This window comes from Candidatus Macondimonas diazotrophica (assembly GCF_004684205.1).
Lineage (GTDB): Bacteria > Pseudomonadota > Gammaproteobacteria > UBA5335 > UBA5335 > Macondimonas > Macondimonas diazotrophica.
Window position 1 is genome coordinate 129,104 of record NZ_SRIO01000001.1, and the last position, 26,851, is coordinate 155,954.

A 26,851-nucleotide genomic window follows, 5' to 3' on the forward strand; every position below is an offset into this window, starting at 1 on the left:
AGCTATAATGGTGCGACAAATGCCCGCCAAAGGGACCTCTTGCTTTTGCCATACGCCGGATAATCCGAATGTCCATCATGTCTTTCATCATCGCCCATCCCGTCCTTTTCGGCGCGCTCGGGCTTGTTCTAATCGCCATCGTTGTCATGGAGATCCAGCGGGCACGCCGAGTCGGGGGCGGCGTCGATCCCGCTACAGCGGTTCAGATGATCAATCGCGAAGACGCCTGGGTACTGGATGTACGGGATTCCGGCACATTCAAACAAGGCCACATCGTCGAGGCGAAAAATATACCTGAAGCGCGCCTGGATGAATCCCTGGCAAGTCTCGAGCCCCAAAAGGATCGACCGGTAATCGTTTGCTGCGAAGCCGGTATTCGCGCGGCCTCGGTGGTCACCCGGCTGTCTCAGGCCGGATTCAGTCGGCCGGTGTTATTGCGCGGCGGGCTGCGGGCCTGGCGCGAAGCCGAGCTTCCACTGGAAAAGCGCTGACACGACCATGAAGGTTGAGCTGTTCACATTATCTTGGTGTCCTTATTGCCTGAGGGCCCGCGCGTTACTCGACCGCTACGGCGTCGAGTATGAAGACATTCCCCTTGATGGCGATCCGGATCGGCGAAAAGCGATCCAAGCCCGCAGCGGCCGCACGACGCTGCCTCAGTTGTTCGTGGATGGTCGCCATATCGGGGATTGCGAAGAAATGCTCGCCTTGGATCGGTCCGGCCGATTGCACAAGATTCTGCGTCCTGAATGAACGGCGGCCTCCCGCAAGACCGGGCCTCCATTTTAAATATTCTTAAAGGAAACAATGCCCATGCAACCGATCCAAGACAGTTCAAGTGCGCGCCAGCTACAGATCCTCAAGCTGTATCTGAAGGATGCTTCTTTCGAACTGCCGATGGGCGCGGCGCTGTTCGGCCTGAACGCCCAACCGGCCATGAAAGTGGACATGGACCATAACGCCACTCAGATCAATGCGGAGCAGTATGAAGCGGTGCTTCGCGTTTCGGTGACCGCGCAGATCGAGGGCAAGACTGCTTTCATGGTGGAAGTCCATCAGGCAGGGTTGTTCCTGGTCAAAGGACTCAACACCATGGAGCTCGACGCGGTGACGAATGCCTTTTTCCCGAACGCCCTGTTTCCCTATGCCCGAGAAGCAGTCTCGGACCTGGTCGGCAAGGGTGGATTGCCGCAGCTGCTGCTGGCACCGGTGAATTTCGATCTGTTGTATGCCCAACGCCTGCAGCAGCGCCAGGCCGGCGCCGCGAAGCCCACGGCCTGAGCGGTTCCAGCCGAGCATGACGGAAACTCGTGCCCCACAGGCCATCGTGGTGCTGGGCGCCGGATCCTGGGGAACGGCCCTGGCCATCCACCTGGCCCGCCAGGGCCATCCGGTGACGCTCTGGGCGCATCGCCCCGAACATGCCACCACCTTGGCCACCGCGCGGCGCAATACCCGCTACCTGCCCGACGCCGAGTTCCCCGATGGCCTCTCGGTGCAAGGCGATCTTGCGGCTGCGGTGTACGACCGTGATCTGCTGCTCGTCGCGGTGCCGAGCCATGCGCTGCGCGACGTGCTCCGCCGTCTCCAGCCCTTGATTGGCACCGAAACCCGCCTAATCTGGGCCACTAAGGGGCTGGAACAGGGCAGTTGCCACCTCCCCCACCAGGTGGTGGAAGAAACACTGGGCGCCCGATCCATGGCGGCACTCTCCGGACCGACGTTCGCCCGGGAAGTTGCGGCCGGCCTCCCGGCCGCCGTCGCCGTGGCCTCGCGCGACCAGCATTTCGCCCGGGAGGTCGCCGAGCTGTTCCATGACGGCCGCTTCCGTGCCTACACCAGCCCGGATCTGGTCGGCGTCGAAATCGGTGGCGCGGTCAAGAATGTCCTGGCCATCGCCACCGGCGCCGCCGATGGACTGCGTTTCGGCGCCAACAGCCGGGCGGCACTGATCACCCGCGGATTGGCCGAGATTATGCGCCTGGGACTGGCGCTGGGCGGACAAGCGTCGACCTTCATGGGCTTGGCGGGGTTGGGCGATCTGGTCCTCACCTGCACCGACGACCAGTCGCGCAACCGCCGCATGGGTCTGGCCCTGGCGCGCGGGCTGTCGAGCAGCCAGGCGCAGCAGGAAATCGGCCAGGTGGTCGAAGGAGTCCAGGCGGCCTCGGCGGTGTGGACAATGGCTCAGCGCGAAGGCGTGCGCATGCCCATCACCGAACAGGTTTATCGCATTCTTTATGAAGGGCTGAGCCCCCATGAGGCGGTGGAAATCCTGACTCAGGGCCCTGCCAAACCGGAGTTTCTGTAAGCTCCTGCTCACCGGTGCCGACAGTCGTCGGTTGCCAGCCTCTGCACCGGATCATTCGGCGCCTGGAAATCCCCACTGGCGCCAGGCTTCGAACACACTCACGGCCACGGCATTGGACAGGTTCAGGCTGCGATTTCCCGGCCGCATCGGCAGGCGAAGGATGCAATCTTGCGGCAACGTCGCCAGCACAGCTTCGGGCAGACCGCGGCTCTCCGGACCAAACAACAAGGCATCACCCGGCTCAAAGCGGGCATCGAACAGACTGCCCTTGCCCCGGGTCGACAGCGCAAATAGTCGCCTGGGCCGGACACGTTCCAGGCAGGCCGTCAGACCGGCATGTTCTTCGATGACGGTCAACTCCCGATAATCCAGTCCCGCCCGGCGCAGGCGCGCTTCGTCGAGCGTGAAGCCCAGCGGGTGAATCAGATGCAGGCGAGCCCCCGAATTGGCGCATAGTCGGATGACGTTGCCCGTATTGGGCGGAATTTCCGGCTCATAGAGCAGGACATGCAGTGCCGATCCCGCTTCGTCCGTTTGAGTTGATAAGATGGCGCTCACCCTCGCATCCATGTTGTTCTGGCAAGGAAAACCGATGGCTCCAGTGCATCCCGAAAAAAACCCGTCCGCCGATCCCCTGAACATCGATTTTTGCGGATTGGCGTTTACAAATCCGATCGTCCTGTTATCCGGCTGTGTTGGATTCGGAGAGGAGTATACGCGGGTGGCGGGGTTCTCCAACCGGGACGTGGGTGCGATCTGTCTGAAGGGCACCACGGCAACGGCCCGCTTGGGCAATGCGCCGCATCGCATCGCGGAAACCACGGGCGGCATGCTCAATGCGATCGGGCTGCAGAACCCTGGTGTGGAAGTGGTGGTGCGCGACATCCTGCCCACGCTCGATTTCTCTGAAACTCGATTCATCGCCAACGTATCGGGATCGACAGTGGAGGAATACGCCGAGGTCACGCGGCGATTCGATGATTCGCCCATTGATGCCATCGAAATCAACATTTCCTGCCCCAACGTCAAAGAAGGCGGTGTGGCCTTCGGTAACGACCCGGATATGTCCGCACGCGTGGTCGCCGCGTGCCGACGCGAAACCCGCAAACCCCTGATTACCAAGCTCTCCCCGAACCAGACGGACATCCAGGCCAATGCACGCCGCTGCATCGACGCGGGAACCGATGCATTCGCTGTCATCAACACACTGCAAGGCATGGCCATCGATCTGCGCACACGCCAACCCATCCTCGGCAATGTGCAAGGCGGACTGTCGGGTCCGGCCATCAAGCCAATCGCTCTGTTGCGGGTTTTCCAGGTCGCGCAGGTGGCACAGCCGCATGGAATTCCCATCATCGGCCAAGGCGGGATTTCCAGCGCCGAGGATGCACTGGAGTTTCTCGCAGCGGGCGCCACCGCGATCGGCATCGGCACCGCGTTGTTCTACGATCCGCTCATCGCGCCCAAAATCACCGCTGGAATGCGCACCTACCTCCAAATGCATGGCATGGCGAACATCTCCCAATTGGTTGGAAGCCTGCGATTATCACCCCCGTGATCTCCCCCCGGGCGGGCGCCTCTTGACGCGGTCAGCCGTGTCGAAAATTTTTAATGTATTGCCGCATGAATAGGTGCATACTAACCGTACCGATTCGCTCCGGTGGCTCGGTTTCGTCGCTGCGCAGGTTTTCCGGCGCCGTGATTGTTCGGTGTGGCGAGGCGTTTCAGGTTTTCGCCACGGTCACAGGCGGCCGTTTGGGTCACCTGATTTTTTTGTTTAGGAATCTGTTTATGCCTAAGTCCATTTATGTCGGTAACCTGCCTTTTAATGCTACCGAAGACGAAGTCCGCAGCTTGTTCGAAGCACATGGCAGCGTGCTTTCCGTCAAGCTGATCTCGGATCGTGAAACGGGTCGTCCGCGCGGCTTCGGCTTCGTGGAAATGGAATCGTCCGATGCAGCCGCCGCCATCAGCGCCTTGGATGGGGCCGATATGAATGGCCGCAGCCTGCGCGTGAATGAAGCCATGGATCGGGCGGCTGGCCCAGGTGGTCCGCGTCGCGGTCCTGGCGGTCCCCGTCGTTTCTGATTCACGCGCCGCTCAGGCAATACAGCTCGATCGAATCGTCGATCTGTAAACTAAAAGGCCGGTCTTGCGACCGGCCTTTTTTGTGCTCGTTGATGCTCGGCGTGTCGATTACAGCGCCGTCACCTGAGCCTTCACCGGCGTGCTGAGCTCCTTCATTGCGGCAGTCGGATCATTGCCTTTCCACAGATTGTCGCCAAAGTACAACTTGACGATCAGGTCCAGATCGACACCGGTCGGAATGTCGGTGAGCGCCCAGCCGACCTGCGGATGGCTGCCCTTGAAGCGCTCCGGCTCGTCCGGCTCATCGCCGTTGCCTGCATCTTTATACAGCGCGTCCAGATTCGCCTTCACGCCCGGCGTGACGGAAAAGAACGCGCCAATATCAAACCCATCGGGATGGCTGCCACTTAGCCAGTTGTCCTTCAAAGAGGCCTTCAGGGGCTGGGCAGCCTTCTTGCCGGAGATGACCGGCTGGGGGGTCAGCGCGGTGCGAACCATGGCGCCGTCGAGCTCATGGAAGTCCAACGAGATTTCGATGGCCAGATCGCTCAGCGCGGAAGCCGCCGACGGAATGGTTGCCAGGACCGGAACCTCGAAGGAATTCGCCGAGGCCACGAAGTCCGCAGCGGCAGACAGCAGCTGGATGCCCAGGATGGAAATGGAAGCGTCGGCCTCGACGATGCTGCGCACCGGCCCGTTTTTCACGGCGATGACCTTGTTCGGGACCATGTTGTTATTGATGGTGGCCCGGATGAAACCCAGCTTCGCCCGCACACGCAGTTTCATGGTATCGAGAATGGTGCGATCTTCCTTGAAGGTCTTGACCTTCATATCGCTCCAACTCAGCGGTTTATTGGGATCGAGCTGCAGGCTCCAGTTTTCTGTCTTGACCAAGCCGGTCTTCTGATCATACCGGGCATAGACCTTGTCGCTGCGCTCGGCGTTGCCCTCGACTACATAAGCATAGCCGGTGACTCCGCCGTCGCTGAGCTTGAGCTCCGAAACGACCTTGCCTGCAGCCGACAGCATTTCCGGGCTGGCCTTGGGGCCGGTATCCTTCAGCATGAACACCAGCTCGTCCTTATCGTCGAGCTTACCTTCCGTACCATCGATCTTGAGCTTGCCACCCGGGACATAAGGGAAGCCACGCTCATTCATGTCATCGAACTGGAACGGGATGGCTGCGAGTTTGTCGCCGGATACCACCATGACCGAATAGTCGCTGAACGACTGCCCCTTGAGCGCAGCCAGATCGCTGCCTCGGACGGTCACGACTTCCATGGCCTGGGCAGCACTCAGGTTCCCTTCCGGAGCGGCATGCGCCAAGCCGGCGCAGGCCAGGACACCCAGTCCTGCCACCGCCTTGCGGGCGAACTGCTTGGATTTGTACATGACGAAATGATCCTCCTCGATCCATTGAGAAAACAGCTTGTATATCGCTTCTATATCACTTGTATGTTGAATGCCATCCCCGCTCCGTGGCTGATGCGTCCAGCCGGCCCAGTCGCTGGCGCAATCCTTGATGATCAGTCGGATGGGGCATTTCATTGTAGCCGACTCCGCTGGTCTTTGTTGCGCCGAAAGGCCGCCTGAATGGCTCCAGATCCAAGGCCATCAAGGATCCATCCAGGCGACGCGCTGAACAAGGCCTGTCCAGCAGGCTAACATACATCGCATGCGGCTATTGATCGTTGAAGATGATCTGGATCTTGGCGCGGCGTTGTCCAGTGCGCTGCGTCATACCGGGCATCAGCTGGGTTGGGCCCAGTCCGCTGGCCATGCACGTGACCTGCTGCAGGCCGAGGTCTATGACGCGCTGCTGCTTGATCTGGGGCTTCCGGGTGAGGATGGACTGCACTTCTTGAAGCGTCTGCGTGCAGCGGGGTACAGCGAACCGGTGATCATCCTGACGGCGCGTGATGCGATCGAGGAGCGCGTTCTCGGACTGGATGCCGGCGCGGATGACTATCTGGTCAAGCCCTTTTCGATCGACGAATTGTCTGCGCGTCTACGGGCCGTACAGCGTCGCCGCCAGGGGCAGCACCAAGGCCGGCTCGTCCATGGTGCCCTGACGCTGGATCCGGCCTCCATGCAGGTATGCTACGACGACCGGACCATCGAGCTCAGCCGCCGCGAGTTTGCGCTGCTCCAGATCCTGCTGACCCACGTTGGGCGGGTATTGTCGCGCGCCGAACTGGAAGAAGCACTTTACGGCTGGGGGCAGGATGTCGAAAGCAACACCATCGAGGTGCATATCCACCATTTGCGTCGCAAGCTGAACCCGAGCTTGATTCGAACCATCCGCGGCGTCGGCTACCTGATCGAACGCCCCTCGGCATGAAAAGCATCCGCATACAGCTGCTGCTGGGCCTGCTGCTCATCCTGACCGGCCTCACAGTTCTGGACAGCGCCTGGAGCTATCGAGACACCTATCACGAAACCGAGGAAATCTTCGATGCACACCTCGCCCAGTACGCGCGCATCGTCCACAATCTGCTGGCTGACGCACTTCCCGCCGTCTCCCAGCCTCCTTTAGTCTGGTCCGCACCGATCGAACCCAAGGGAATCGGCCATGCCTATGAGCGAAAACTCAGCTTTCAGGTCTGGCGTGAAACCGAGCTGATCGCGCGATCCGCATCCGCACCGCCCGATCAGTCCTATGCGCCGCTGACACCGGGTTATCAGGATGCACGATGGGAAGCATCCGACTGGCGCGTGTTCACCCTGCCGGATCCCGATCATGGCCTGATGATCCAAGTTGCCGAACGGGGCGATGTCCGGGGCGAGATGGCCGAACTGATCGCGCGCCGCACGCTCAGCAAGAGCCTGGCATTGATTCCACTCGCCGCCCTGCTCATTACAGGGCTGGTTGGCTACCGGCTGTCGCCTCTGAAAACGCTGGGAATCGACATCACGCGACGCCGACCGAATCGGCTTGAGCCTTTGGCGACCTCGGGACTGCCCAGTGAACTGCGCCCGATCGTCGGCGCCATCAATGGCCTGATGCTGCGCCTGGACCAGGCCTTGGCCCAGGAGCGGCGCTTCACCAGCGACGCCGCCCATGAACTGCGCACCCCACTGGGCTTGGTCCGGCTTCAAATCGAAGCGTTTGATCCCCACGCCAGCGAAGCGGAACGCACCGCAGCCAAGAACGAACTGCTTCGCGGCATCGACCGGCTATCCCGGACCGTCACCCAGATGCTTCAGCTCGCCCGACTCGAGCAGGGGCAAAATGGGCTCCCCATCGGCAGCGTCGATCTGACCGCACTGGTAACCTCCGCCATTGCGGAGATGGCACCGGCTGCACTGGAAAAGAAACAGGAGCTGGGCCTCGACGCACCTGAAACACCCTGCCTGCTTCAGCATGCCCATGCTGACGCGCTGGCCGTGATGCTGCGCAACCTGCTCGACAATGCCATCCGCTACACTACCGCGGAAGGAACCATTAACGTCGCGCTCAGTGTTGAGAACGGCATGGCGCAGCTGGTCATTGAGGATAACGGCCCGGGCATTCCGGAAACCTTGCGCCAACGGGTTTGGGAACGCTTCTTCCGCCCCCCCGGCATGCAAGCACCGGGCTCGGGACTGGGCCTTTCAATCGTGCGTCGTGTTCTGGATCTGCATGGCGGTACCGCACATCTCGAGACCGGAACACACGGCCGCGGCCTGCGCGTTGCAATCCGGCTCCCAAGGGCCTGACACAAGAAGCGCCGGCTCGAGGAGTCGCCTGTATCGATGTGAACGACGGGGAAACCGGCACATGCGCGAACCGCCATGCCGACGCGGTCGTGGCAGCCTCTGGGCGGCGCGCTCGCTGCGCACTCAGGCGAAGGTCCAGCGGGAACGACGACCCTGCACGGCCATGGTGGCGGCGCATCACCCGGAAGGCCGGCACGGCCAGGCACGTTTCCTGCGACGTTCTGGAGCCGGCCCCATGCTGAGCACGCGTCGCTTCCGGGCTTCACCCTGGCGCGAAATCCATCTTACGCCTGATCCGTGCTCCGCCTCATCTGATGCCTCGGTTAGATGGGGCGGCGGCCGTTCCCGCTCCTTCTAGGGCGCTGACCGGGCACACTGTCGGACGCCGATCGCGGTGATGGATGCTGACCCGGACGGCGCCCACGCGGCGGGCTTGGATGGGTCTGTTGCTCGCCGGCCAAGGGCGCCGATCCGGGCTCGAAACCGGCGATGACACTCGACGGAATATCGCACCGCAACAGTCGCTGAATGTCCCGCAGCAAAGGCCGCTCATCCAGGCTGACCAGCGAAATCGCCTCGCCACAGCTGCCGGCACGGCCGGTACGCCCGATCCGGTGCACGTAATCCTCGGGCACGTTCGGCAGCTCGTGATTGATGACATAAGGCAGCCGATCGATATCGATGCCGCGCGCTGCAATATCTGTAGCGACCAGCAACCGGACCTGTCCACTCTTGAAGTCCGCCAGGGCCTTGGTGCGTGCATTCTGGGATTTATTCCCATGGATGGCAGCGGTTTGGATTCCGGCTCTGGCCAGCTGATCAGCCAAGCGATTCGCGCCATGTTTGGTGCGCGTGAACACCAGCACCTGATGCCAGTCGCCGGCGTGGACCAAATGGGCGATCAGCGCACTCTTGCGCGCCTTGTCGACCGGGTGCACGCGTTGGGCAATCTGCACCGCTGTCGTGTTGCGCGGTGTCACTTCCACCGTAGCCGGCTGTTTCAGCAGGTTGTGCGCCAGCGCGCGAATCGGGTCACTGAAAGTGGCCGAAAACAGTAAGGTTTGCCGCTGGCGGGGCAGGATGCCAATCAGTCGCCTGATATCGTGGATGAAGCCCATGTCGAGCATGCGGTCGGCTTCGTCCAAAACCAGGGTCTCGATTCCGCTGAGATCGACGGTGCGCTGCTTGGCGTGATCCAGCAGGCGGCCCGGCGTCGCCACGATCAGATCGACCCCCCGACGCAGCCGCTCGATCTGCGGATTGATCCCGACGCCGCCAAAGATCACGGCGCTGCGCAGCCGCAGATGACGCCCGTAGGTATCCACTGATTCGGCCACCTGGGCCGCCAGCTCACGCGTTGGAACCAGAATCAACGCCCGCGGAGAATGCCCATGCCCGCTCGCCAGTCGATGCAGGATCGGCAGCACGAATGCCGCGGTCTTTCCCGTTCCGGTCTGCGCAGCGGCCAGCAGGTCGCGCCCTTCCAAAACCAAAGGAATCGCCTGCGCCTGAATCGGCGTCGGCTCAGCGTAACCGGCCTCCGACAAAGCACGTAGCAGCTCGGCGCCAAGGCCCAGGGTTTGAAAACTCATCATTATGCTCCTGAACGCCACCCCATCGCATGCACTGCGATGCCGGTTCAGGAGGCGGAAGAATCATCAGTCAAGCGAACACTGCAAACCCACCGAGCCTAGGCGCGATGCAGGCCGGCACGAGGCTAACCATGAACCGGTGAGAATTCCCGGGTTTCATCCGGTCCAGCACTCCCACAGGGAACGCCAGTCTGGCTGATCCGGGTCAAGAACCCGGAGACCGGGGTTTAAAGTGGCGCGCCCGGAAGGATTCGAACCTCCGACCACCTGGTTCGTAGCCAGGTACTCTATCCAGCTGAGCTACGGGCGCGTTGAACCGCGAATTATCGAGAGGCGGTCCCTTCCTGTCAAGGAGATTCTGCGAGAACCATCCACTCGGTCTAACGCGATCCTTTGATGAACTGGGTGGAAGCCTGTTTTTGACCCGCCATGACCGCTTGCACGCAGGGCCTTTCCTGCAAGCGCGCCAGATAGCCCGCGAGCTCGGGCAGAATAGCCAGCAGATTCTCCCCATAGACCCGGCGCGTCGCCAGCGAGACCACCGGCAGGTGAACGACCGCCGCCAAATCGGCCAAGGAGAGCGTCTCCCCCGAAAGATAGGCGTCAAAACGCGCCAGGTGGCCGAATGCGGCGCAGGCCTTTTCCAGCTGTGCACGCACCTCTCCGCTGATTTCCTCGCTCACCGAACCGCCGAAAAAGGCCGCCGGATAAAGCCGCCGAGCCGGCAACTCGAGATACAGCTCGATGATCCGCATGAGTTCGCGCGTTTTGGCCCGGGTGAACGGATCGCCGGGATAGAGTGAAGGCTCCGGATGGGTTTCCTCCAGATACTCGAGGATCACCTGGGATTCACTGAGATAGCGTCCGTCATCGACCTCCAGACCGGGAATCTTCCCCATCGGACTTTTCAGGAGAAAGTCCGGCCGTGCCGGTGGGAATACCGGAATCTCCTCGAACGGCAAGCCTTTTTCAAGCAGCACGAGCTTGACGAGGTTGTAGTAATTGCTCAGCCCAAAACCGTAGATCTTGTACATCGCGCCTTCCGGGTCAGACCGTGAGACCGCCATCGGCCACAAATACCCCACCCGTGCAGTATGTCGAGGCCTCGGATGCCAGAAACACCGCCAGACCAGCCAGATCCTGGGGCATGCCGATCCGGCTGATGGGCGCCATCGCAAGCGCCTGCTTGAGCACTTGATCGTTTTGCCACAACGCCTGGCTGAACTTGGTCTTGATGAGACCTGGGCAGATCGCATTGGCCCGGATGCCCATGCCGCCCCACTCCTTGGCCATGACCTTGGTCAGACTGATCAAGGCCGACTTGCTGACGCTGTAGAGGCCCAGCATGCGCTCCGGATTAAGGCCGCCAACGCTGGCGATATTGATGATCGAACCGCCCCCACGGCTGCGCATGATCGGCACCGCCCGTTTGCACAGCTCCAGCGGGCCTTGCACGTTGACCGCCATGATCTTCTGAAAGACCGATTCATCGGCATTCATCATCGGCCCGAAGACCGGATTGGTCGCCGCATTGTTGACGATGATGTCGACGCCGCCGTGACGGGCGACGACCTTGTCCACCAGCGTGCGCGCCTGCTCCATATCACCCATGTGGGCCGCTTCGGCGCTGGCCTGCACACCCGCGCTGGTCAGTTGGTCGGCCACGGACTGTACGGCCTCGATGCGGCGGCTGGAGACCACGACCGTGGCACCGAATTCACCCAGTCCACGGGCAATCGCCTCCCCGATTCCCTTGCTGGCCCCGGTCACCACCGCGACCTTGCCGGTCAGATCGAATCGTTGTTTGAGATTTTCAGCCATGTTGAATCCCTATCCTTGGGACTGAACCGTGTTCATGGTCCCTCATTGCGCATCGGCCCGGACGGCCGGTCCTGCTGGACTGTCTGTGCAAACGGAACCCCGTCGTGCCGGTCAGTGACCCCGTGCCTTGCTCATGTCCGCCACTTTTTCCCATTGCTCAGCAACGGATTCCACGGTCGGCTCCTTGATGCTGGCCCCCTGGTTTTCCATCATCTGGGCACGGAAGAAACGGCCACCGCCTGCCTGCAGAATGAAGCCGTTGGGCGCATCGTCGGTACACAGGTACACCACCCCGGGCGTCACCAGTTCGGGCTTGAGCTGGTCGAGCATGGGTTTGGGCATCAGGCCCTCGGTCATGCGCGTACCCGCAATGGGCGCGATGGCATTGGTGCGGATGTTCTTCTTGGCGCCTTCCTTGGCCAGCGTGTTCATGAAGCCGACGATGCCGAGCTTGGCCGCGCTGTAGTTGGTCTGGCCGAAGTTGCCCCACAGCCCCGAGGCGGAGGTGGTGACGACGATGCGGCCGTATTCCTGCTCGTTCATGATCGGCCAGGCTGCCTTGGTCACCAGCACGGTGCCCATGAGATGGACCTCGAGCACCAAGCGGAAATCCTCCATGGTGACATTCTTGAAGCTCTTGTCACGCAGGATGCCGGCGTTGTTGATGAGCACATCGATACGCCCCCAGGCGTTCATGGCGTCGTCGATCATGCTCTGAGCGCCCTGCGGATCGGCCACCGAACCACCGTTGGCAATCGCCGCACCGCCCATCGCCTTGATCTCCTCGACAACGGCGGTTGCCGCTTCACTCGAGCCGCCGGTGCCGTCGACGCTGCCGCCAAGATCGTTGACCACGACCTTGGCGCCGCGCCGCGCCAGTTCCAGCGCATGCGAACGACCCAAGCCGTGGCCCGCGCCGGTGACGATGGCCACTTTCCCTTCGAATCCAAAGCTCATCGTCCATCCTCCCTGATGTAAACGAGCCAAATCATACGGCACACGCACCGCATCCCATGAACTTAGCACCGGCCGCAGCGAACCGCCAGGCTAAACCCGATGCACCTCCGGCAGGTACTGGAAGAGCCAGGTTTCGGTCAACGGCTGCTTGCGCAACGGGATGAAACAGCGCAGATCCACCGGCTGGGTGCCTTCGACATCGAGCAGGTCGAATACCGCGCGCCAGCGGTCGGTTCCGACCACCTTGAGCGTATAGCTGTCCACGATACGGCCGCGTGATGCCCAAATGGTCGGCAACAAGTCGAAACGCTGCGGCATTTCGGCCAGATGCGGCCCGGCAAAGTCGATCACGAACTTGCGCGCGTTCTCCGGTCGGATGCCCTTTTCCTGCCCCGGAATCCCGGACCGGCCGATGCGGGTATCGACCACACGCCCGATGCCGTCCTGTGGATAGGGCTCCTGGTCCACCCAGTGCAAGCGATAGTCGAAGGCCCAACGCGATCCCGCCGTGACCGGCGCCTTGGGCAGCCAATAGGCCACGATGTTGTCGTGGATCTCATCGTTGGTGGGAATTTCAACCAGCTGAACGGTACCCTCCCCCCATTCACCCAGCGGCTCGATCCACAAGGCTGGCCGACGATCGTAATAGGCGCCGTCATCCTGATAGTGATCGAAGTCGCGATCGCGCTGCAGCAGACCGAAACCGCGCGGGTTGTTGTCGAAGAAACTGTTGGTCATCACGGACTGCGGGTTGTTGAGCGGCCGCCAAATGCGCTCGCCAGCCCCGGTCCACAAGGCCAGGCCGTCGTTGTCATGAATTTCGGGGCGCCAATCGGATCCCTGCCGATGATTGGACTCGGAATACCAGAACATGCTGGTCAATGGGGCGATGCCCATGCGGGTGATGGCGGTACGCGGGAACAGTGCCGCGGAAACGTCCATGGTGATGGTCTTTTCTTTCCGGCAGACGAACCGGTACGCCCCAGCGAGGCTGGGTCCGTCAAGCAGCGCGTAGATCGTGACGGTTTTTCCGCCCTCGGCTTGCTCCAGCCAGAATTGTGTGAACAGGGGGAATTCTTCGGGTTCGGGCAGCGCCGTATTGATCGCCACACCGCGCGCGGACAAGCCGTACTGGTCGAACGGCCCGCTGGTGCGGAAATAGCTCGCACCCTGGAAGGCCAGCCAGTCGGGCCCCTCCTTGCCTTCGTTGAGCACCCGAAATCCGGCAAAACCCAGATCCTTGGGCAGGATCTTGTCGAGGCCCGTGCCGCCATAGGTGAAATAATCCGGCCGATACATCAGCTCGCGGGCCTGGCCATCTTCCAGCACATGGATCTTCACGCCTTGGCGGACCCAGCGATGCAGATGAAAGAACTGTACTCCATGGGGGCGCTCGGCTCCCCCCCACAAGGCCTTGTCCTTGCGATAGCGCAGCTTCTGGTGCGTATCGAAATCGATCGATTCCAGCGTCGCATCCGCCTTGATTGGACGTGGCTGGAACCGGCGGCCCGCCAAGTCTCGCGCCTGCTGTTGCAGCGCTTCGAACGAAAAGGGCAATGCCGGCCCGAAGCTCAATCCCTCGGCCTGCGCCCATGCCGACTTGGCCAGCGGGGGCAAACCCGCCCACAGCATCACCGCCCCGAAACCCTGAAGAAAACCGCGTCGATTCATTCTCGCTCCGATAGACTTGGAGAAACTGGAAAAGCGGCTACGCCAGCTGCGTCGCCTGGTTTACACTCAATGGCACAGATCGATGCACCGGCAGCGAACTGCACTCAACCTGCGAGGCCGAACCATGCCGACCTATGATTATCACTGCCCCGCCAATGGACGCACGGCTGCCGTTTGGCACAGCATCAGCCGTGAACTCACGACCTGGGCGGAACTGTGTCAGGAAACCGGCGAACCCTTGGGCGATACCCCAGGTGATGCCGCCATCGAGCGCCTGATCACCGGCGGCGGCGTAATCACCCGCAACAGCCCATCCGCACCGCTCATGCCCTGCGGCAAACACGCCTGCGGCTGCGCCCATTGATGAGGCGGCGTCCCGCGTCTCGGGCACGCGGGACGCAGGGCATCACAGGAAGCTGCGGCTGATCAATTCCTTCATGATCTCGTTGGTGCCGCCGTAGATCTTCTGCACCCGACCGTCGACGAAGGCCTTGGCCACCGGATACTCCAGCATGTAGCCATAGCCGCCATGCAGCTGCAGGCATTCGTCGGTAAGTGCGCACTGCAGATCGGTGGTCCAGAGTTTGGCCATGGCTGCGGTCGTCACGTCCAGCTTCTTCTGCAGGTGCAGTTCGAGGCACCGATCCACGAAGATGCGGCCAATGGTCACCTGGGTCTTGAGCTCGGCCAGCTTGAACCGCGTGTTCTGGAACTTGGACAAAGGCTTGCCGAACACCTCACGCTGCTTGACGTAGTCGATGGTGTGCTGGAGCACATGCTCGGAGGCGGTGATCGAGCCCATGGCGATGAGCAGGCGTTCCTGCACCAGCTCGCTCATGAGGTAGCCGAAGCCGCCGCCTTCCTTGCCCAGCAGATTGGCTGCCGGCACCTTGCAGTTGTCGAAGAACAGCTCGGCCGTATCCTGCGCCTTCATGCCGACTTTCTTGAGCTTGCGACCCTTGTCGAACCCGGGGGTTCCCGCCTCGACCACCAGCAGACTGACACCGGCCGCGCCCTTGCTGGGGTCGGTCTTGCAGATCACGATCACCAGATCCGACATATAGCCGTTGGTGATGAAGGTCTTCTGGCCGTTCAGGATGTAGTGGTCGCCTTCACGCCGGGCGTGGGTCTTGACCGCCTGCAGATCCGAACCCGTGCCGGGCTCGGTCATGGCGATGGCGCCGATCAGCTCGCCCTTGGCCATGCGCGGCAGCCAGCGCTGTTTCTGTTCGTCGTTGCCGTACTTGAAGATGTAGGGCGCGACGATTTCATTGTGCAGCATGAAGCCGGGCCCGGAGGCGCCGGCGCGGGTCTGTTCCTCGGCCTGCACCACGGTGAACAGGAAATCGGCCTCCGCGCCGCCATAGGCCTCCGGCAGCGACATGCACAGCAGGCCCGCCTCGCCGGCCTTGAGCCAGACCTCCCGGGACACCTGTCCGTCCTCTTCCCACTGATCGTGATAGGGCACCACTTCCTTTTCATAGAAGCGGCGACAGGTCTGGCGAAACATTTCGTGTTCTTCGCTGAAAATCGCACGCGGCTTGTGCATGAAGCTCCTCCAATCATCCATGTTATGAATTTGGTCCAGCGAGCATTATCGCGGCTCGTTGGGGCGCTGCACAGCCCCGCATAACACCCGGATCGATTAACATAACGCACGTCTCCCGCGCTCAGCCCGCATGCTCTTTGATAAAGGATCCGCCATGGATCATCGCCAGTCCCTGCCGTTTGCCCAGGCCCTGAAAGACACCCTGAACCGCGGCTATACGCGTCAGAACGTCATCAGCGACCTCACCGCCGGCGCCACCGTTGGTGTCGTCGCCCTGCCGCTGGCCATGGCATTGGCCATTGCCAGTGGCGTTGCCCCCCAGCACGGCCTCTATACGGCCATCGTGGCGGGCGCGATCATCGCGCTAACCGGGGGGTCGCGCGTCAATGTGTCGGGCCCCACTGCCGCCTTCGTCGTGGTCCTGCTTCCCATCGCCCAGCAATTCGGTCTCGGCGGCCTGCTCACCGCGGGTGCCATGGCGGGCGTGATCCTGCTGTTCATGGGCCTGGCGCGGCTGGGGCGGTTCATCGAACTGGTGCCCTATCCGGTGACGGTGGGCTTCACCAGCGGCATCGCTGTGGTGATCGCTACATTGCAGCTGAAGGATTTCCTGGGCCTGCCGGTGGGCGCCCTGGACGGCCACTACTGGGATCGGCTGGGCACGTTGCTGGCCGCCGTCCCGGAAATGCATGCCGCCAACGCACTCGTCGGGGCCACGACCCTGGCCATCATGGTGGCCTGGCCACGGCTGGGGCTACGCTTTCCGGGGCACCTCGTCGCCCTGCTGGCCGGCACCCTGCTGTCGCTGCTGCTGGCGCGACTCGGACCGGACTGGACCGTGGAGACCATCGGATCCCGATTCACCTGGACGACCGGCGGCCAGAACGGTCAGGGAATTCCGCCGTTTCTGCCGCAATGGCAATGGCCATGGCTGCAACCCGGCCCGGACGGCAAGCCATTGGGTCTGTCCTTTGGGTTGCTTCAGGACCTGCTGGGACCGGCATTCGCCATCGCGATGCTGGGGGCCCTGGAATCACTGCTGTGCGCGGTGGTGGCCGACGGCATGGCCGGGACACGCCATGACCCCAACGCCGAATTGGTCGGGCAGGGCCTGGGCAACCTGATCGCGCCGTTCTTCGGCGGTGTGGCGGCTACCGCTGCCATCGCCCGCACCGCGACCAACATTCGCGCCGGCGCACACTCGCCGCTGGCGAGTGTCAGCCATGCCGGCATCGTACTCCTTGCGGTGGTTGCCCTGGCCGACCTGCTGGCCTATCTACCCATGGCCGCGCTGGCCGGCCTGCTGCTGATGACGGCCTGGAACATGAGCGAAGCCCGGCACTTCGTGCGCGTACTGCGCCACGCGCCCCGCAGCGATGTGATGGTGTTGCTGACCTGCTTCAGCCTGACCATCCTGTTCGACATGGTGGTTGCGGTGACCGTCGGCATGGGCCTGGCGGCGATCCTGTTCATCAAGCGCGTCATCGACCTTACCGAAGGTCGCCTGCTGAGCAACCACGAGATCGCCGGATCAGAGGGCCCGGAGTTACCCGGCCTCCTGATCTACGACATCAACGGCCCCTTGTTTTTCGGTGCCGCACAAAAGGCCTTGCGCACCCTGCACACCGTCGATCCGAGCCTGCGCGTGCTCATCCTGGACATGGCCGATGTGCAATTGATGGACATGACGGGGATGACGGCCCTGGAAGACCTCATCCGGCAGGCGCATCGACGCCGCCAGACTGTCCTGCTGTGCGGCCTGTCTCCCCGGCTGGTTCTCAAGCTGCGGCGTGTGGGCATCCGCCGGCTCGTCGGCCGCCTGGAATACGCTCGCAATATGGGCGAAGCGCGGTTGCGCGCCGCCGAACTGCTCGACACGCCGCCGACCACATCGAGTCCGGCGGTTTCCTGAGCACCGCGTGCGAGGCCCGGTTGACGGGCGGTGCGTTCACCGTTCCAGGGTATAGATCGCGTCGATACTGGACTGAACGCCGCTTTCGGTTCGCAATGTCCAGCGTCGGCTGAGTTCGTAGCGGGTGCGCAGGGTACTCACGGCATTGAAGACGCCCACGCCGTAGCTGATATACAGCCTGGGCGTGAGATAGCGCCCGAAACTCAACTCACTGGTTGCCACGTCGCCCGAATTGCGAATCTCGACATCCTGTACACCCAGACGACCACCGATACGCTGGGCGAGCAGCTCCCCCCCCGCCAGACCCAAGGCAGCGGCCGCCCGATTCATGGCGGCGCTGTCATCGCTGCTGGCCTGATTCAACGGCCGCCCGAGCACGAGGTAGGCCAGGGCGTCGGATTGGGGTAGCAGCGGCGCCGAGAATACCTTCACGTCAGGCTGCTGAAGTAGGCCTCGCACTTCGACGCCGACGGTCTGTTCCTGGAATTCGCGGCTGGCCCGCAAGTCGAGCCCCGGGCTGTCCAGCGGCACGCCGGTATAGAGAATCCGCCCCCGCTCGATCGTGAGATCCTGACCATAGGCTCGATAGCGCCCATCAAGCACCAGCTCACCGCTGGCCACCGGCAGGGTCCCTGGGCCTTCACGCAAGCCCAACTGACCGGTGATATCGGTCTTGAGGCCGAATCCTTCGAATCGCACCCGATCGCCCAGGATCAGGCGTAGATCCAGATTCCAGGCCAGGGTTTCCGGTTCCGGTTCGGCCGCTGCTCCGACGATGATCTCATCGCTGCTGGGACGAACGGTTCCCTCCAATTCCTTGGGCTTGAGCAGGGCCTGCGGCACGGTGAGCTGCCCCTGCACAGACAGGCCGGCCGGCGCGTAGCCCACCTGAATGTCCGGAGAGACCCACACCTCCGCTTCGGCCGTATTGGCCACCCGAACATCGCGGCCCTTCAGCTGCGCCAGCAATTGCGGTTGACCCGCCTGCAGCTTCAGCTGCCCCTGCAGCGACAGATCGCCGCCGCCGGATGTGAGTTGCCCGGCAAACTGGAGTTGATCCCCGGCGGTCGGACTCGCCTCCAGCGCGATGTCGCGCAGCTGCAGACCGGCGACCGGTACGTCGACCGACCCGCCGGCCAAACGTGCACCGCCGGAAAAGACTGGCGCTTGCCACGGACCGCGCCAGGCCAGATCGGCCGAGAAACGCCCCTGGGGTTGGTCGAGGTGGGGGCTCAGGAGAGTCAGCGCCGCAAGCTCGTCGGTTTCCAGCACCATGCGACCCTCGACCGGCAGACGGCTGAGCTCCCGCCAGCGCCCGGTGTAGCCCGGCATCGCCAACTGCGCTTCCAGCCGACCCTTCTTGCCCGGCACGCCACTCAACCCGGCGGTGAGCCCATCATCTGTTGCTTCACCCGACAAACGCAGCTCGGGTATGGTCAGCAGCCGTTCGGGTGGCAATGAAGCGATGGGACTGCGCCGTTCCACCACCACGCCGTCCGCGCGCGCGCTCAGCGTCCCTGCAAGGCGCTCCGCATCACCCCGGGCATCCACCGTCGCGCCAATCGTTCCCGCAAGCGTCCATTCATTCCCCACAAGGACCCGCCACGGCGCGAGATCCAGATCGGCCAGACGCAGCTGCGCCTGCCACCCGGCACCGCTCCACCGACCATCGGCACACAGCGACTGGCTTGATGCGCGCAGACAAAGACCCTCGAGGGCGGCGTCCCGCATACTCAGCTGCAACGGCGCCGGCCGATCCAGTTGCCACGGCGCACCGGCCGGGGGGCGAAGCGACAACGCCGTCAGCCGCCCCACCCAGCGCTCCTGCGTCCAACCGCCGGCCGACGCCAACTGCAGCGCAAGGTCACGCCGATCGACGGTGAACGACAAGCGGTGGTCAGCCGGTCGCCCGCGCAGGTCAAGCGTGATCGAATCCACTGTGTTCGATCCCACCTCCAGTTGACGGATCGACGCATCAGCCTGGAGCGGTTCATTTTTCCCGCCCCAGCTGCCGGACAGATCCAGGACGCTCACCCGCAGCGATTCCATCCGAACCTCACGCGCGGAAGCCTCGAGCTCCACCTGCGGATCGTCCTGAGGCCCGTCGGCACGCGCATCGAGTTCGGCACGTCCACTTGCACCCGGCCACAGATCGGCAAGATCCGGTACCCGCAAACGAGCCTGCATCGCGATCTGCGGCCCCCATCGGCCGGTGGCGCGCATCCGCGCCTCACCCGAGCGGACATCCAATTGTTCCAGTGTCCATTCGGATCCCGCACCCTGCAGCGCCAGCCGACCCTGAACCGCGCGTCCCCGCAATCGCCCCTGCACCGTGTCGACCTGCAGCTCAGCGGCCAGCCCTGCGTCGTCGCGCTGGCCACGGGTGGAAGCATCGAACGCCAGTCGTCCAGGCCAGCGCGCGTCGAGCGCACCCGGATCGAATCCCTGCCCACGCAGGGCGAGATCCCAGGTCAGCTCCGGCGCCCACGCGACCTGGCCGCGTCCGTCCAGTCGACCCTTGAGCAGATTGCGCGCCTCGATCCGGCTGAACTCAAACGCCTGCCGATTCCCCTCGCCTGCCAGGGCGATGCTGGCCTGGCCGCCACCGGCCCAAGCGCCCGCCAGGCGCGCTTGCAGGCTCAGGTCATAGCGTGTCGGCTGGCCGCTGATCGAAAGCTTGCCTTCCGGACTGTCCAGCGCGGTGCCGGGCCAGCGCAGCGCCTCCCAGGACAAATCGGCCTGCAGCACGTCGGTGTCGGCGCCACTGAACACATACTGCCCCTGCCCCCGGACCCGACCGATGGGCGCATCCAGCGTCAGACGGTCGATGCGTCCCGAACCGGCATCCACCATGCCGGTGAGTCGGGCATCCCACGGTCCCTCCGGCGCGCCATCGGCATGCAGTGCCGCCTCGACATCCGCGGCCTGCGCCGTGCCGTTTGCCTGAATGGTTCCGCTCAGCACGACTGCCTCCGGCACATCGGTGCGGAACGCATGGGGACGCAGCGCCTCCGTCATCCACTCGGCTTGCCAGCGCAGCGCTCCCAAGGGCTCACTCACCCGTACAGCGAGCTGATAGGCGTAAGGCGGTGCCGCGGCGTGCGCTACACCGAATTCGATCAGATCTCCGTCCAACGCGAACTCGCCGGTCCAAAGCGGCCAGTCCGGGATCTCGGTTTCAGCGCGCAAGCGCGCCGAAAACGGCCAGCGGCCAGCGGCCTCGCCGTTCCCGCGACCGCTCAGCTGCAGCCGCGGATGCGCCAGTGCCAACGCATCAACCGCCCACGCGCTGCCGTCCAGACGCAGATTCGTGATCTGGCCGTCGACGCATTCGGGTTCGGCGTCGCCCGCCTGGTAACACCCGTCATCGAGTTGGAACTGGTCCAAATGCACGGCCAGCGGCAAACGCAAAGGCGCCGGAAGTGTCGCCTCGCGTGGCGGTTCCGGTTCGGCGGGCGGTTCGTTGCGAAAGCGCATCTGCTGCACGGCCAGCCGTTCCACATGCAGCGTGCCCCGCAGCAGCGCTGCCGGATGCCAGGCCAGCTCGATCTGTTCAGCCGCCAGGTCCCAGCGATCGCTTCGAACGGTGAGCTGCTCGATGCGCCATGGCCCTCGCAGAGGACCCTCGAAGCGCACGTAATCAAAAGCGATCGGAGAATGGGGTTGCAGCCATCGAGCCAGACGGTCAGGGCCGTTAGGCAGCCCCCACAGTGCCAAAAGCAGCGCGACCAGTCCGAACAGCAGCCCGGCAAGCACAGCTGCTGCAATGCGCCATGCCCACCTCATAGCTCCGATCCCAGACTCAGGTGAAGCCGCCACCCGGCATCCGGCTCATCCAGCGGCTGGGCGACATCCAGTTTCAACGGTCCGACCGGACTGCGCCAACGCAAACCCAATCCCGCCGCTGTTTTCAGATCCATCTCGGTATCATCGAATGCGTTGCCGGCATCCACGAAGACCGCGGCGCCCCACTGCCGCCACAGCAACTGCTCGAATTCCGCGCTGGCCGTGACCAGGTAACGCCCACCCTGGACCAGCCCCGCTTCGTTGCGCGAGCCCAGCTCCTGGTAGTCGTAGCCGCGCACGCTGTTATCGCCGCCGGCGAAAAAGCGCTTGGACAACGGGACATCCGACAAGGTATCGGCCACGGTCGCACCGCTTTGCTGGCGCAGGATCCAGCGCCCCCGGCTTCCGGCCGGGTGCACCCAGCGAGTCTCCATCAACGCCTGGCCGTAGGGTGTCGCATCCGGGGACACCCCCGCGAGAAAATCGACACTCCAGCGCAAGCCGTCGCGGGGGTAAAGCGGATCGTCGGCACGGGTGTAGGTCCAGTTGGCGCCCGGCAGCAGTGACAGGATCGTCTCTTCTTCATCCGAGCCATCGAGCTGAAAACGCTCGTGTTCGAGATTGATGCGCAGGATGCGCATCCACGGTGCGTCGCGGTCGGTGCGGGCCACGCCGATGCTGGTGATCCGGCTGGTTCGGTCCTCGACGTTGGTTTCCCGCAAACCGCCGTTGAGATCCAGCGAATCGGTGGCCGGATTGTCGATCGGAATGAGATAGCTGAACTGGGCACTGGCATCGACCTGAGCCAGTTTCAGCTGGCTGCGCCAACGATGCCCCAAGGAATTGACGCGCCGATTGTCCCACCCCAGGGTCCCGCGCGGCCCAGTGTCCGTGCCGTAGCCGATGCCAAAGGTGTACTTGTGGCGCTTGTTCGGATCGAGCGCGACTTCGATCGGGACGGCCCCATCCACCGCCTGCTCCGGATGCGGAATGACCTCGACGCGCGAGAAATACTCGGTGTCATCCAGAACATATTGAAGATCAAGCAGCTTGCGGATCTCGTAGTCATCCCCGGGCGCGAAGGGGATGAACCGAGTGAGGAACTGGGGCCGCAGGATATCCTGTTCCAGACTCACCGGCCCAAAGCGGTAGCGCTGGCCCGTATTGAGCGTCAGCAAGATCTCCGCCTGGCCGGCAGCGGGGTCGATGCGCAGCTCGGCAGGATCGAAGTCGGCATCCAGATAGCCGTTCGACAGCGCACGACGGCGCAGCCGGGTTTTCCCCTCTTCGTAGCGGCGATGATCCGCCACGTCCCCCGATTTGAGCGGAAAGGATTCGGCTACCTTGCGCAGCGCCGGATCATTCTGCCCCGCGCCAGCCAGCCGCACGGCCACATCGGCTACCCGAACCGGCTCGCCGGGATCGATCCGGTAGCGCGCCAGCCAGCCGGCTTGACGTGGTGTCAACGCACTGTCGATTCTGGGCGTGTAATAGCCGAACGGCCGCAGCGCCTGTTCGATGTCCGCCTCGGCCTGCAGATGCAGCCGGCGCAGCCGAGATTCCGACATCCGCTCGGCATTTTCCTGCAAGATGCCCAAGGTGGCCCGGACGTTCTTCTCGAGATCTCCGGAGAGGCCATCGACCTCGACCACGAGTTCGACGGCCCGCGCAGGCGACATCGATACCAGCAGGAACGCTAAGCCGGTGGCGAGTGCGCGCCAGGGCCTGGAGAACACCATCGAACCTCGCGGAGCTGACGAGCCGGACTATCGTGCCTGCGAACAGTCCGGCGTCGGACGCGAAGGCGCGGGATCCGGCAGCGCCGACAGGGTCTTGCCGATCATGGCCGCCCACGCCGGATCGCCCGTCTTGGTCCGCAGCCGGCCCAGGACATCCGCAGCGCTGCGATCTTCGGTCCACTCCAGACCATAGAAACGCTCGGTGATTTCGGGGCTCTTGCCTTCGATCAGACGATAACTACCAAGGAAGGCCACCTCACCGGCGCGCACGGTGACGCAGCGTGCCGCCCCCGTCTTGCGGTTGAACCAATACGGTCGCTGACCGTCACTGAAGCCCGCCAGCACGTACTGGCCCGGCGCCAGATCGGGAAGCAGGAAATCGCCGTCCTCATCCGGATAGGCCTTGGCACTGGTCCACGCCATGGCGAATCCTTGCCCAGCCGGCAGAATCAACACGGCATACGGCCGGGTGGCGTCGCCGGTCAGTTGGCCCGCCAGCGCGCCACTCCCCGCTGCGGGCGATTTGGCGAACGGGTCGGTCGCGCAAGCCGTCAGGGCCAACAAGCAGAGAAGGATAAGGCAACGTTTCAGCATCTGAGGGGTCTCCCGCGGGTTTTCCAGCACTATAACCCGAGGCCGGGCCGAAATCCTGTCCGGTCGGGGCGGATCCGGCGGTCTCCTGCCCTCAAGTGGCCAGCGTGACGCATCATCGACCGGCATCGGCGTCGCCTCGGTCAGCTGGGTTAAAATGCCGCGATGACCGACGTAACCGCTCTGCTTGACGAATTGAACCGCCCGCAACGCGAGGCGGTCTGCGCCCCGCCTGGGCCGGTCCTGGTACTGGCCGGTGCCGGCAGCGGCAAAACCCGGGTCCTGGTGCATCGCGCGGCCTGGCTGATGACCGTGGAAGGCGTCTCGCCCTACGGCATTCTGGCCGTGACCTTCACCAACAAGGCCGCCGGCGAGATGCGCGCGCGCCTGCAGCGCTGGGTGAACCTGCCGGCCGGCACACTCTGGATCGGCACCTTTCACGGGCTTTCGCACCGTCTGTTGCGCCAGCACGCACGCGAGGCGGGACTGCCCGACGGCTTCCAGATCCTCGACAGCGACGACCAACGCCGCCTGGTCAAGCGCGTGCTGCGCAATCTGGAACTCGACGAGACGCGCTGGCCGCCGCGGCAATGCCAGGCCTTCATCAACGCGCAGAAGGAAATCGGCCTGCGTGCGCGCGATGTCGACGCCGGGAACGACCCGGCCCATGCCCAGATGCAGCGTATCTATCTGGCCTATGAAGAAGCGTGCGAGCGTGCGGGACTGCTCGATTTCGCCGAGCTGTTGCTGCGCAGTTTCGAGTTGCTGCAGCGCAATCCCGCGCTGCTGGCCCACTATCGCCAGCGTTTCGGTCATCTACTGGTCGATGAGTTTCAGGATACCAACGCCCTGCAATACCGCTGGCTGCGCCAGCTGGCGGGTCCGCAGGGCCAGCTGTTCGTGGTGGGTGACGACGACCAGTCCATCTACGGCTGGCGCGGTGCCCGCGCGGACCACCTTCAGCATTTCCTGAAGGACTATCCGCAGACCCTGGTCATCCGCCTGGAGCAGAACTACCGTTCCACCGCGACCATTCTGGATGCCGCCAATGCCCTGATTGCCCAGAACAGCGACCGGCTCGGCAAGACCCTGTGGACGGACGGCGCGCGTGGCGAACCCATCCGCTGCTATCGGGCCTTCAACGAGCGCGACGAGGCCGATTTCGTGGTCGAAACCCTGCGACGTCAGGCGTCCGACGGGATGCCCCGACGCGAGATGGCTGTGCTGTATCGCTCCAATGCCCAGTCGCGGGTGCTGGAAGAGGCCCTGATCCAGTCCCGGATTCCCTACCGCGTCTATGGTGGCCTGCGCTTTTTCGAGCGTGCGGAAATCAAGGACGCGCTGGCCTATCTGCGCCTGACCCAGAATCGTGATGACGATGCGGCCTTCGAGCGGGTGGTCAACACTCCGCCGCGCGGTATCGGTGTGCGCACCGTGGAGACGCTGCGCCAGCAAGCCCGTGCCGCAGACCTGACCCTATGGCAGGCTGCACGGCAGTTCACGGGCGGGCGGACCGCAGCCGCCCTGGCCACATTCGTGCGCCAAATCGACGCCTTGGCCCAGACCATCGTGGATCTGCCGTTGGGCGATCAGGTGGCCGAAGTCATCCAGCGCAGTGGCCTGATGGCGCATCACGGCGCCGAGAAAGGCGAACAGGGTCAGGGACGACAGGAGAACCTGCAGGAACTGGTCCGCGCGGCCGGCGGATTCACCACCGACCCCGAATCCGGCGTCTCGCCCCTGATCGAGTTTCTCACCCATGCGGCGCTCGAAGCAGGTGAAATGCAGGCCGGCAGCGGCGAGGACGGCGTTCAGCTCATGACCTTGCACGCGGCCAAGGGACTGGAATTCAAGGTCGTGTTCATCACGGGCCTGGAAGAAGGCCTGTTCCCACACCAGCGCGCCCTGGAGGACGCCTCCGGGCTGGCCGAAGAACGGCGGTTGTGTTACGTCGGCATGACCCGAGCCCGGCAGATCCTGTATCTGAGCTATGCCGAAAAGCGCCGTCTCTACCAGAGCGAGCAGTACACCATTCCGTCGCGGTTCCTGGACGAGATTCCACCCGAATGCCTCGAGGCGATCCGGCCACAGATCGAAGTTTCCCGACCCATCAGCCTGAGCACCGCAAGCGCTGCCGCGAACGGCTTTCGCCTGGGCCAGACCGTGCGCCATGCCCGTTTCGGCGAAGGCGTGGTGCTGGCCTTCGAAGGCGCCGGCGACTCGGCCCGCATCCACGTCAACTTCCGCGATGCGGGCGCCAAGTGGCTGGTCACCAGCTACGCCAAGCTCGAAGCGCTCTGATCGCCGATCCCCCATGGGCGCGGCAATCATCCGCCCCTGCGCCGTCCTCTGACGTCATGGATCTGCACTTTGACGTGCGTCAATCCCCGCGTCCCACGCCGGCTTACACTGTCCGTCAAACGGGTGACCATCCCGAATCGCACGGGGAGTGCAGCGCATGTCGAAAATTCACCAGATCCGCCAGAGCATCGAGCACAAACTGAACCAGTGGGAAGGCATGGCCGAAGCACTGGAGCTGCAGTTGACGCTCGGACGGGCCGAAGCGCTCCAGCGCTTTGACGAACAGCGCGAGAATCTGCGCACTGCGACGACGGCGATGAAAACCCGCGTCGATGCCATGGCGTCATTGAGCGACGATGCCCGCAACCGCGTGCAGGGCGCGCTGGAACACCTCCAGATCCAACTGGCGCTGGGCCGCGCCGAAAGCCGCGATGCCTACCTCGAACAACGCGAGAAACTGCGCCAGGCCGTCCGCAGTGTCGAGGAGCAGCTCGCGGAAACCGCCGAATCGGGCAGCGCGGAAATCAGCCAGAAACTCACCGAGGAACTGCAGACCTTCGCGCGCGCGGCCGATCGGCTGTTGGCTGAACTCGAAGCGCTGGAGCTGCAATTCGAGATCCAGGCCGAAAGCGCCCGCAATCAGCTTACCGATGCCCGCCACAAGCTGACCCAGCAGATCCAGTCCTTTCGCAAACAGCTCGCCGAACAGCGCGCGAAGGCCAAGGACCGACTGACCCAGAGCGAGGCGGAACTGGGCGAAGCGGCCCGCCATGTGAAAGAAGCCTTCGGGCGGCTACTGGGGCGCAACTGAGCCGCAAGCGCCGGGCGCCGCTG

The 26,851-nt window shown here is 63.5% G+C and carries 23 protein-coding genes and 1 tRNA gene; 12 read left to right on the forward strand and 12 right to left on the reverse strand.

Annotated features, from left to right (window positions below; all coding sequences use genetic code 11):
- Positions 1 to 68 precede the first annotated feature (68 nt).
- From E4680_RS00670 to E4680_RS00685, 4 genes are read left to right on the forward strand one after another with little or no spacing between them, the layout of a single operon-like run.
- Positions 69 to 491, forward strand: coding sequence for a rhodanese-like domain-containing protein (locus E4680_RS00670; RefSeq protein WP_135280448.1), 423 nt, complete (start codon positions 69 to 71; stop codon positions 489 to 491).
- 7 nt (positions 492 to 498) lie between these two features.
- Entirely contained in the window at positions 499 to 753 is a 255-nt protein-coding gene (locus E4680_RS00675) for a glutaredoxin domain-containing protein (protein ID WP_135280449.1), read from the forward strand.
- A gap of 60 nt (positions 754 to 813) precedes the next feature.
- A complete protein-coding gene (gene secB / locus E4680_RS00680; protein WP_135280450.1) occupies positions 814 to 1,281 on the forward strand; it encodes a protein-export chaperone SecB in 468 nt (155 codons plus the stop codon).
- A gap of 16 nt (positions 1,282 to 1,297) precedes the next feature.
- Positions 1,298 to 2,311 carry an NAD(P)H-dependent glycerol-3-phosphate dehydrogenase gene (locus tag E4680_RS00685; RefSeq protein ID WP_135280451.1) on the forward strand — a complete coding sequence of 338 codons (1,014 nt, stop codon included), beginning with the start codon at positions 1,298 to 1,300 and terminating at the stop codon, positions 2,309 to 2,311.
- Between the two features lie 51 nt (positions 2,312 to 2,362).
- Here E4680_RS00685 and E4680_RS00690 read toward each other — a convergent pair whose 3' ends face one another.
- Positions 2,363 to 2,869 (reverse strand): tRNA (cytidine(34)-2'-O)-methyltransferase, encoded by a 507-nt coding sequence (locus E4680_RS00690; RefSeq protein ID WP_422666654.1) that lies wholly within the window; start codon positions 2,867 to 2,869, stop codon positions 2,363 to 2,365.
- A 34-nt stretch (positions 2,870 to 2,903) separates the two neighbouring features.
- Between E4680_RS00690 and E4680_RS00695 the strand changes: the two genes are divergently transcribed.
- The gene (locus tag E4680_RS00695; RefSeq protein ID WP_135280453.1) at positions 2,904 to 3,869 is read left to right on the forward strand and encodes a dihydroorotate dehydrogenase; all 966 of its coding nucleotides are present in this window, start codon (positions 2,904 to 2,906) and stop codon (positions 3,867 to 3,869) included.
- Between the two features lie 197 nt (positions 3,870 to 4,066).
- Positions 4,067 to 4,399, forward strand: a complete 333-nt coding sequence (locus E4680_RS00700; protein WP_422666655.1) for an RNA recognition motif domain-containing protein — start codon at positions 4,067 to 4,069, stop codon at positions 4,397 to 4,399.
- A gap of 108 nt (positions 4,400 to 4,507) precedes the next feature.
- Here the strand turns inward: E4680_RS00700 and E4680_RS00705 are convergent, their stop codons facing one another.
- Positions 4,508 to 5,791: a hypothetical protein gene (locus E4680_RS00705; RefSeq protein WP_135280454.1), complete on the reverse strand. Its 1,284-nt coding sequence runs from the start codon at positions 5,789 to 5,791 to the stop codon at positions 4,508 to 4,510.
- Between the two features lie 283 nt (positions 5,792 to 6,074).
- On the opposite strand from E4680_RS00705, the gene E4680_RS00710 reads away from it, so the two are divergent.
- Positions 6,075 to 6,740 (forward strand): response regulator, encoded by a 666-nt coding sequence (locus E4680_RS00710; protein WP_135280455.1) that lies wholly within the window; start codon positions 6,075 to 6,077, stop codon positions 6,738 to 6,740.
- The gene (locus tag E4680_RS00715; protein WP_135280456.1) at positions 6,737 to 8,098 is read left to right on the forward strand and encodes an ATP-binding protein; all 1,362 of its coding nucleotides are present in this window, start codon (positions 6,737 to 6,739) and stop codon (positions 8,096 to 8,098) included. The genes E4680_RS00710 and E4680_RS00715 overlap by 4 nt, the downstream gene beginning before the upstream one ends.
- A 323-nt stretch (positions 8,099 to 8,421) precedes the next feature.
- Here the strand turns inward: E4680_RS00715 and E4680_RS00720 are convergent, their stop codons facing one another.
- The 6 genes from E4680_RS00720 to E4680_RS00745 form a co-directional block, all read right to left on the reverse strand.
- Entirely contained in the window at positions 8,422 to 9,690 is a 1,269-nt protein-coding gene (locus tag E4680_RS00720; protein WP_135280457.1) for a DEAD/DEAH box helicase, read from the reverse strand.
- 233 nt (positions 9,691 to 9,923) lie between these two features.
- Positions 9,924 to 10,000 (reverse strand) — tRNA-Arg (locus tag E4680_RS00725).
- Positions 10,001 to 10,070: 70 nt separating this feature from the next.
- Complete coding sequence (locus E4680_RS00730; RefSeq protein ID WP_135280458.1) at positions 10,071 to 10,724, reverse strand: glutathione S-transferase family protein; 654 nt, start codon at positions 10,722 to 10,724, stop codon at positions 10,071 to 10,073.
- A 13-nt stretch (positions 10,725 to 10,737) separates the two neighbouring features.
- Positions 10,738 to 11,511, reverse strand: coding sequence for a glucose 1-dehydrogenase (locus tag E4680_RS00735; protein WP_135280459.1), 774 nt, complete (start codon positions 11,509 to 11,511; stop codon positions 10,738 to 10,740).
- A 111-nt stretch (positions 11,512 to 11,622) separates the two neighbouring features.
- The gene (locus E4680_RS00740) at positions 11,623 to 12,468 is read right to left on the reverse strand and encodes an SDR family oxidoreductase (RefSeq protein WP_135280460.1); all 846 of its coding nucleotides are present in this window, start codon (positions 12,466 to 12,468) and stop codon (positions 11,623 to 11,625) included.
- A 90-nt stretch (positions 12,469 to 12,558) separates the two neighbouring features.
- On the reverse strand, positions 12,559 to 14,139 hold the full coding sequence (locus tag E4680_RS00745; RefSeq protein WP_135280461.1) for an OpgD/OpgG family glucan biosynthesis protein: 1,581 nt from the start codon (positions 14,137 to 14,139) through the stop codon (positions 12,559 to 12,561).
- A gap of 124 nt (positions 14,140 to 14,263) precedes the next feature.
- On the opposite strand from E4680_RS00745, the gene E4680_RS00750 reads away from it, so the two are divergent.
- Positions 14,264 to 14,503 (forward strand): FmdB family zinc ribbon protein, encoded by a 240-nt coding sequence (locus E4680_RS00750; RefSeq protein WP_135280462.1) that lies wholly within the window; start codon positions 14,264 to 14,266, stop codon positions 14,501 to 14,503.
- A gap of 42 nt (positions 14,504 to 14,545) precedes the next feature.
- Here the strand turns inward: E4680_RS00750 and E4680_RS00755 are convergent, their stop codons facing one another.
- Complete coding sequence (locus E4680_RS00755) at positions 14,546 to 15,688, reverse strand: acyl-CoA dehydrogenase family protein (protein ID WP_135280463.1); 1,143 nt, start codon at positions 15,686 to 15,688, stop codon at positions 14,546 to 14,548.
- 154 nt (positions 15,689 to 15,842) lie between these two features.
- On the opposite strand from E4680_RS00755, the gene dauA reads away from it, so the two are divergent.
- Positions 15,843 to 17,600 carry a C4-dicarboxylic acid transporter DauA gene (dauA, locus tag E4680_RS00760; RefSeq protein ID WP_135280464.1) on the forward strand — a complete coding sequence of 586 codons (1,758 nt, stop codon included), beginning with the start codon at positions 15,843 to 15,845 and terminating at the stop codon, positions 17,598 to 17,600.
- Between the two features lie 36 nt (positions 17,601 to 17,636).
- Here the strand turns inward: dauA and E4680_RS00765 are convergent, their stop codons facing one another.
- The 3 genes from E4680_RS00765 to E4680_RS00775 are packed head-to-tail and all read right to left on the reverse strand — an operon-like array spanning position 17,637 to position 23,719.
- Complete coding sequence (locus E4680_RS00765; RefSeq protein ID WP_135280465.1) at positions 17,637 to 21,386, reverse strand: translocation/assembly module TamB domain-containing protein; 3,750 nt, start codon at positions 21,384 to 21,386, stop codon at positions 17,637 to 17,639.
- Positions 21,383 to 23,125 (reverse strand): autotransporter assembly complex protein TamA, encoded by a 1,743-nt coding sequence (locus tag E4680_RS00770; protein ID WP_135280466.1) that lies wholly within the window; start codon positions 23,123 to 23,125, stop codon positions 21,383 to 21,385. Before E4680_RS00770 ends, E4680_RS00765 begins: the two co-directional genes overlap by 4 nt.
- Positions 23,126 to 23,152: 27 nt before the next feature.
- Entirely contained in the window at positions 23,153 to 23,719 is a 567-nt protein-coding gene (locus E4680_RS00775) for a peptidase associated/transthyretin-like domain-containing protein (protein ID WP_135280467.1), read from the reverse strand.
- Positions 23,720 to 23,881: 162 nt separating this feature from the next.
- Here E4680_RS00775 and uvrD point away from each other — a divergent pair, with 162 nt between their 5' ends.
- A complete protein-coding gene (gene uvrD, locus E4680_RS00780) occupies positions 23,882 to 26,017 on the forward strand; it encodes a DNA helicase II (protein WP_135280468.1) in 2,136 nt (711 codons plus the stop codon).
- A 157-nt stretch (positions 26,018 to 26,174) separates the two neighbouring features.
- Positions 26,175 to 26,828: a coiled-coil domain-containing protein gene (locus E4680_RS00785; protein WP_135280469.1), complete on the forward strand. Its 654-nt coding sequence runs from the start codon at positions 26,175 to 26,177 to the stop codon at positions 26,826 to 26,828.
- Positions 26,829 to 26,851: the final 23 nt, after the last annotated feature.

Excerpts from the sequence above, each read along its gene's own strand:
- E4680_RS00670 (WP_135280448.1), top strand. The coding sequence starts at position 69 with ATGTCCATCATGTCTTTCATCATCGCCCATCCCGTCCTTTTCGGCGCG.
- E4680_RS00675 (WP_135280449.1), top strand. The coding sequence starts at position 499 with ATGAAGGTTGAGCTGTTCACATTATCTTGGTGTCCTTATTGCCTGAGG.
- secB (WP_135280450.1), top strand. The coding sequence starts at position 814 with ATGCAACCGATCCAAGACAGTTCAAGTGCGCGCCAGCTACAGATCCTC.
- E4680_RS00685 (WP_135280451.1), top strand. The coding sequence starts at position 1,298 with ATGACGGAAACTCGTGCCCCACAGGCCATCGTGGTGCTGGGCGCCGGA.
- E4680_RS00695 (WP_135280453.1), top strand. The coding sequence starts at position 2,904 with ATGGCTCCAGTGCATCCCGAAAAAAACCCGTCCGCCGATCCCCTGAAC.
- E4680_RS00705 (WP_135280454.1), bottom strand. The coding sequence starts at position 5,791 with ATGTACAAATCCAAGCAGTTCGCCCGCAAGGCGGTGGCAGGACTGGGT.
- E4680_RS00710 (WP_135280455.1), top strand. The coding sequence starts at position 6,075 with ATGCGGCTATTGATCGTTGAAGATGATCTGGATCTTGGCGCGGCGTTG.
- E4680_RS00715 (WP_135280456.1), top strand. The coding sequence starts at position 6,737 with ATGAAAAGCATCCGCATACAGCTGCTGCTGGGCCTGCTGCTCATCCTG.
- E4680_RS00720 (WP_135280457.1), bottom strand. The coding sequence starts at position 9,690 with ATGAGTTTTCAAACCCTGGGCCTTGGCGCCGAGCTGCTACGTGCTTTG.
- E4680_RS00730 (WP_135280458.1), bottom strand. The coding sequence starts at position 10,724 with ATGTACAAGATCTACGGTTTTGGGCTGAGCAATTACTACAACCTCGTC.
- E4680_RS00735 (WP_135280459.1), bottom strand. The coding sequence starts at position 11,511 with ATGGCTGAAAATCTCAAACAACGATTCGATCTGACCGGCAAGGTCGCG.
- E4680_RS00740 (WP_135280460.1), bottom strand. The coding sequence starts at position 12,468 with ATGAGCTTTGGATTCGAAGGGAAAGTGGCCATCGTCACCGGCGCGGGC.
- E4680_RS00745 (WP_135280461.1), bottom strand. The coding sequence starts at position 14,139 with ATGAATCGACGCGGTTTTCTTCAGGGTTTCGGGGCGGTGATGCTGTGG.
- E4680_RS00750 (WP_135280462.1), top strand. The coding sequence starts at position 14,264 with ATGCCGACCTATGATTATCACTGCCCCGCCAATGGACGCACGGCTGCC.
- E4680_RS00755 (WP_135280463.1), bottom strand. The coding sequence starts at position 15,688 with ATGCACAAGCCGCGTGCGATTTTCAGCGAAGAACACGAAATGTTTCGC.
- dauA (WP_135280464.1), top strand. The coding sequence starts at position 15,843 with ATGGATCATCGCCAGTCCCTGCCGTTTGCCCAGGCCCTGAAAGACACC.
- E4680_RS00765 (WP_135280465.1), bottom strand. The coding sequence starts at position 21,386 with ATGAGGTGGGCATGGCGCATTGCAGCAGCTGTGCTTGCCGGGCTGCTG.
- E4680_RS00770 (WP_135280466.1), bottom strand. The coding sequence starts at position 23,125 with ATGGTGTTCTCCAGGCCCTGGCGCGCACTCGCCACCGGCTTAGCGTTC.
- E4680_RS00775 (WP_135280467.1), bottom strand. The coding sequence starts at position 23,719 with ATGCTGAAACGTTGCCTTATCCTTCTCTGCTTGTTGGCCCTGACGGCT.
- uvrD (WP_135280468.1), top strand. The coding sequence starts at position 23,882 with ATGACCGACGTAACCGCTCTGCTTGACGAATTGAACCGCCCGCAACGC.
- E4680_RS00785 (WP_135280469.1), top strand. The coding sequence starts at position 26,175 with ATGTCGAAAATTCACCAGATCCGCCAGAGCATCGAGCACAAACTGAAC.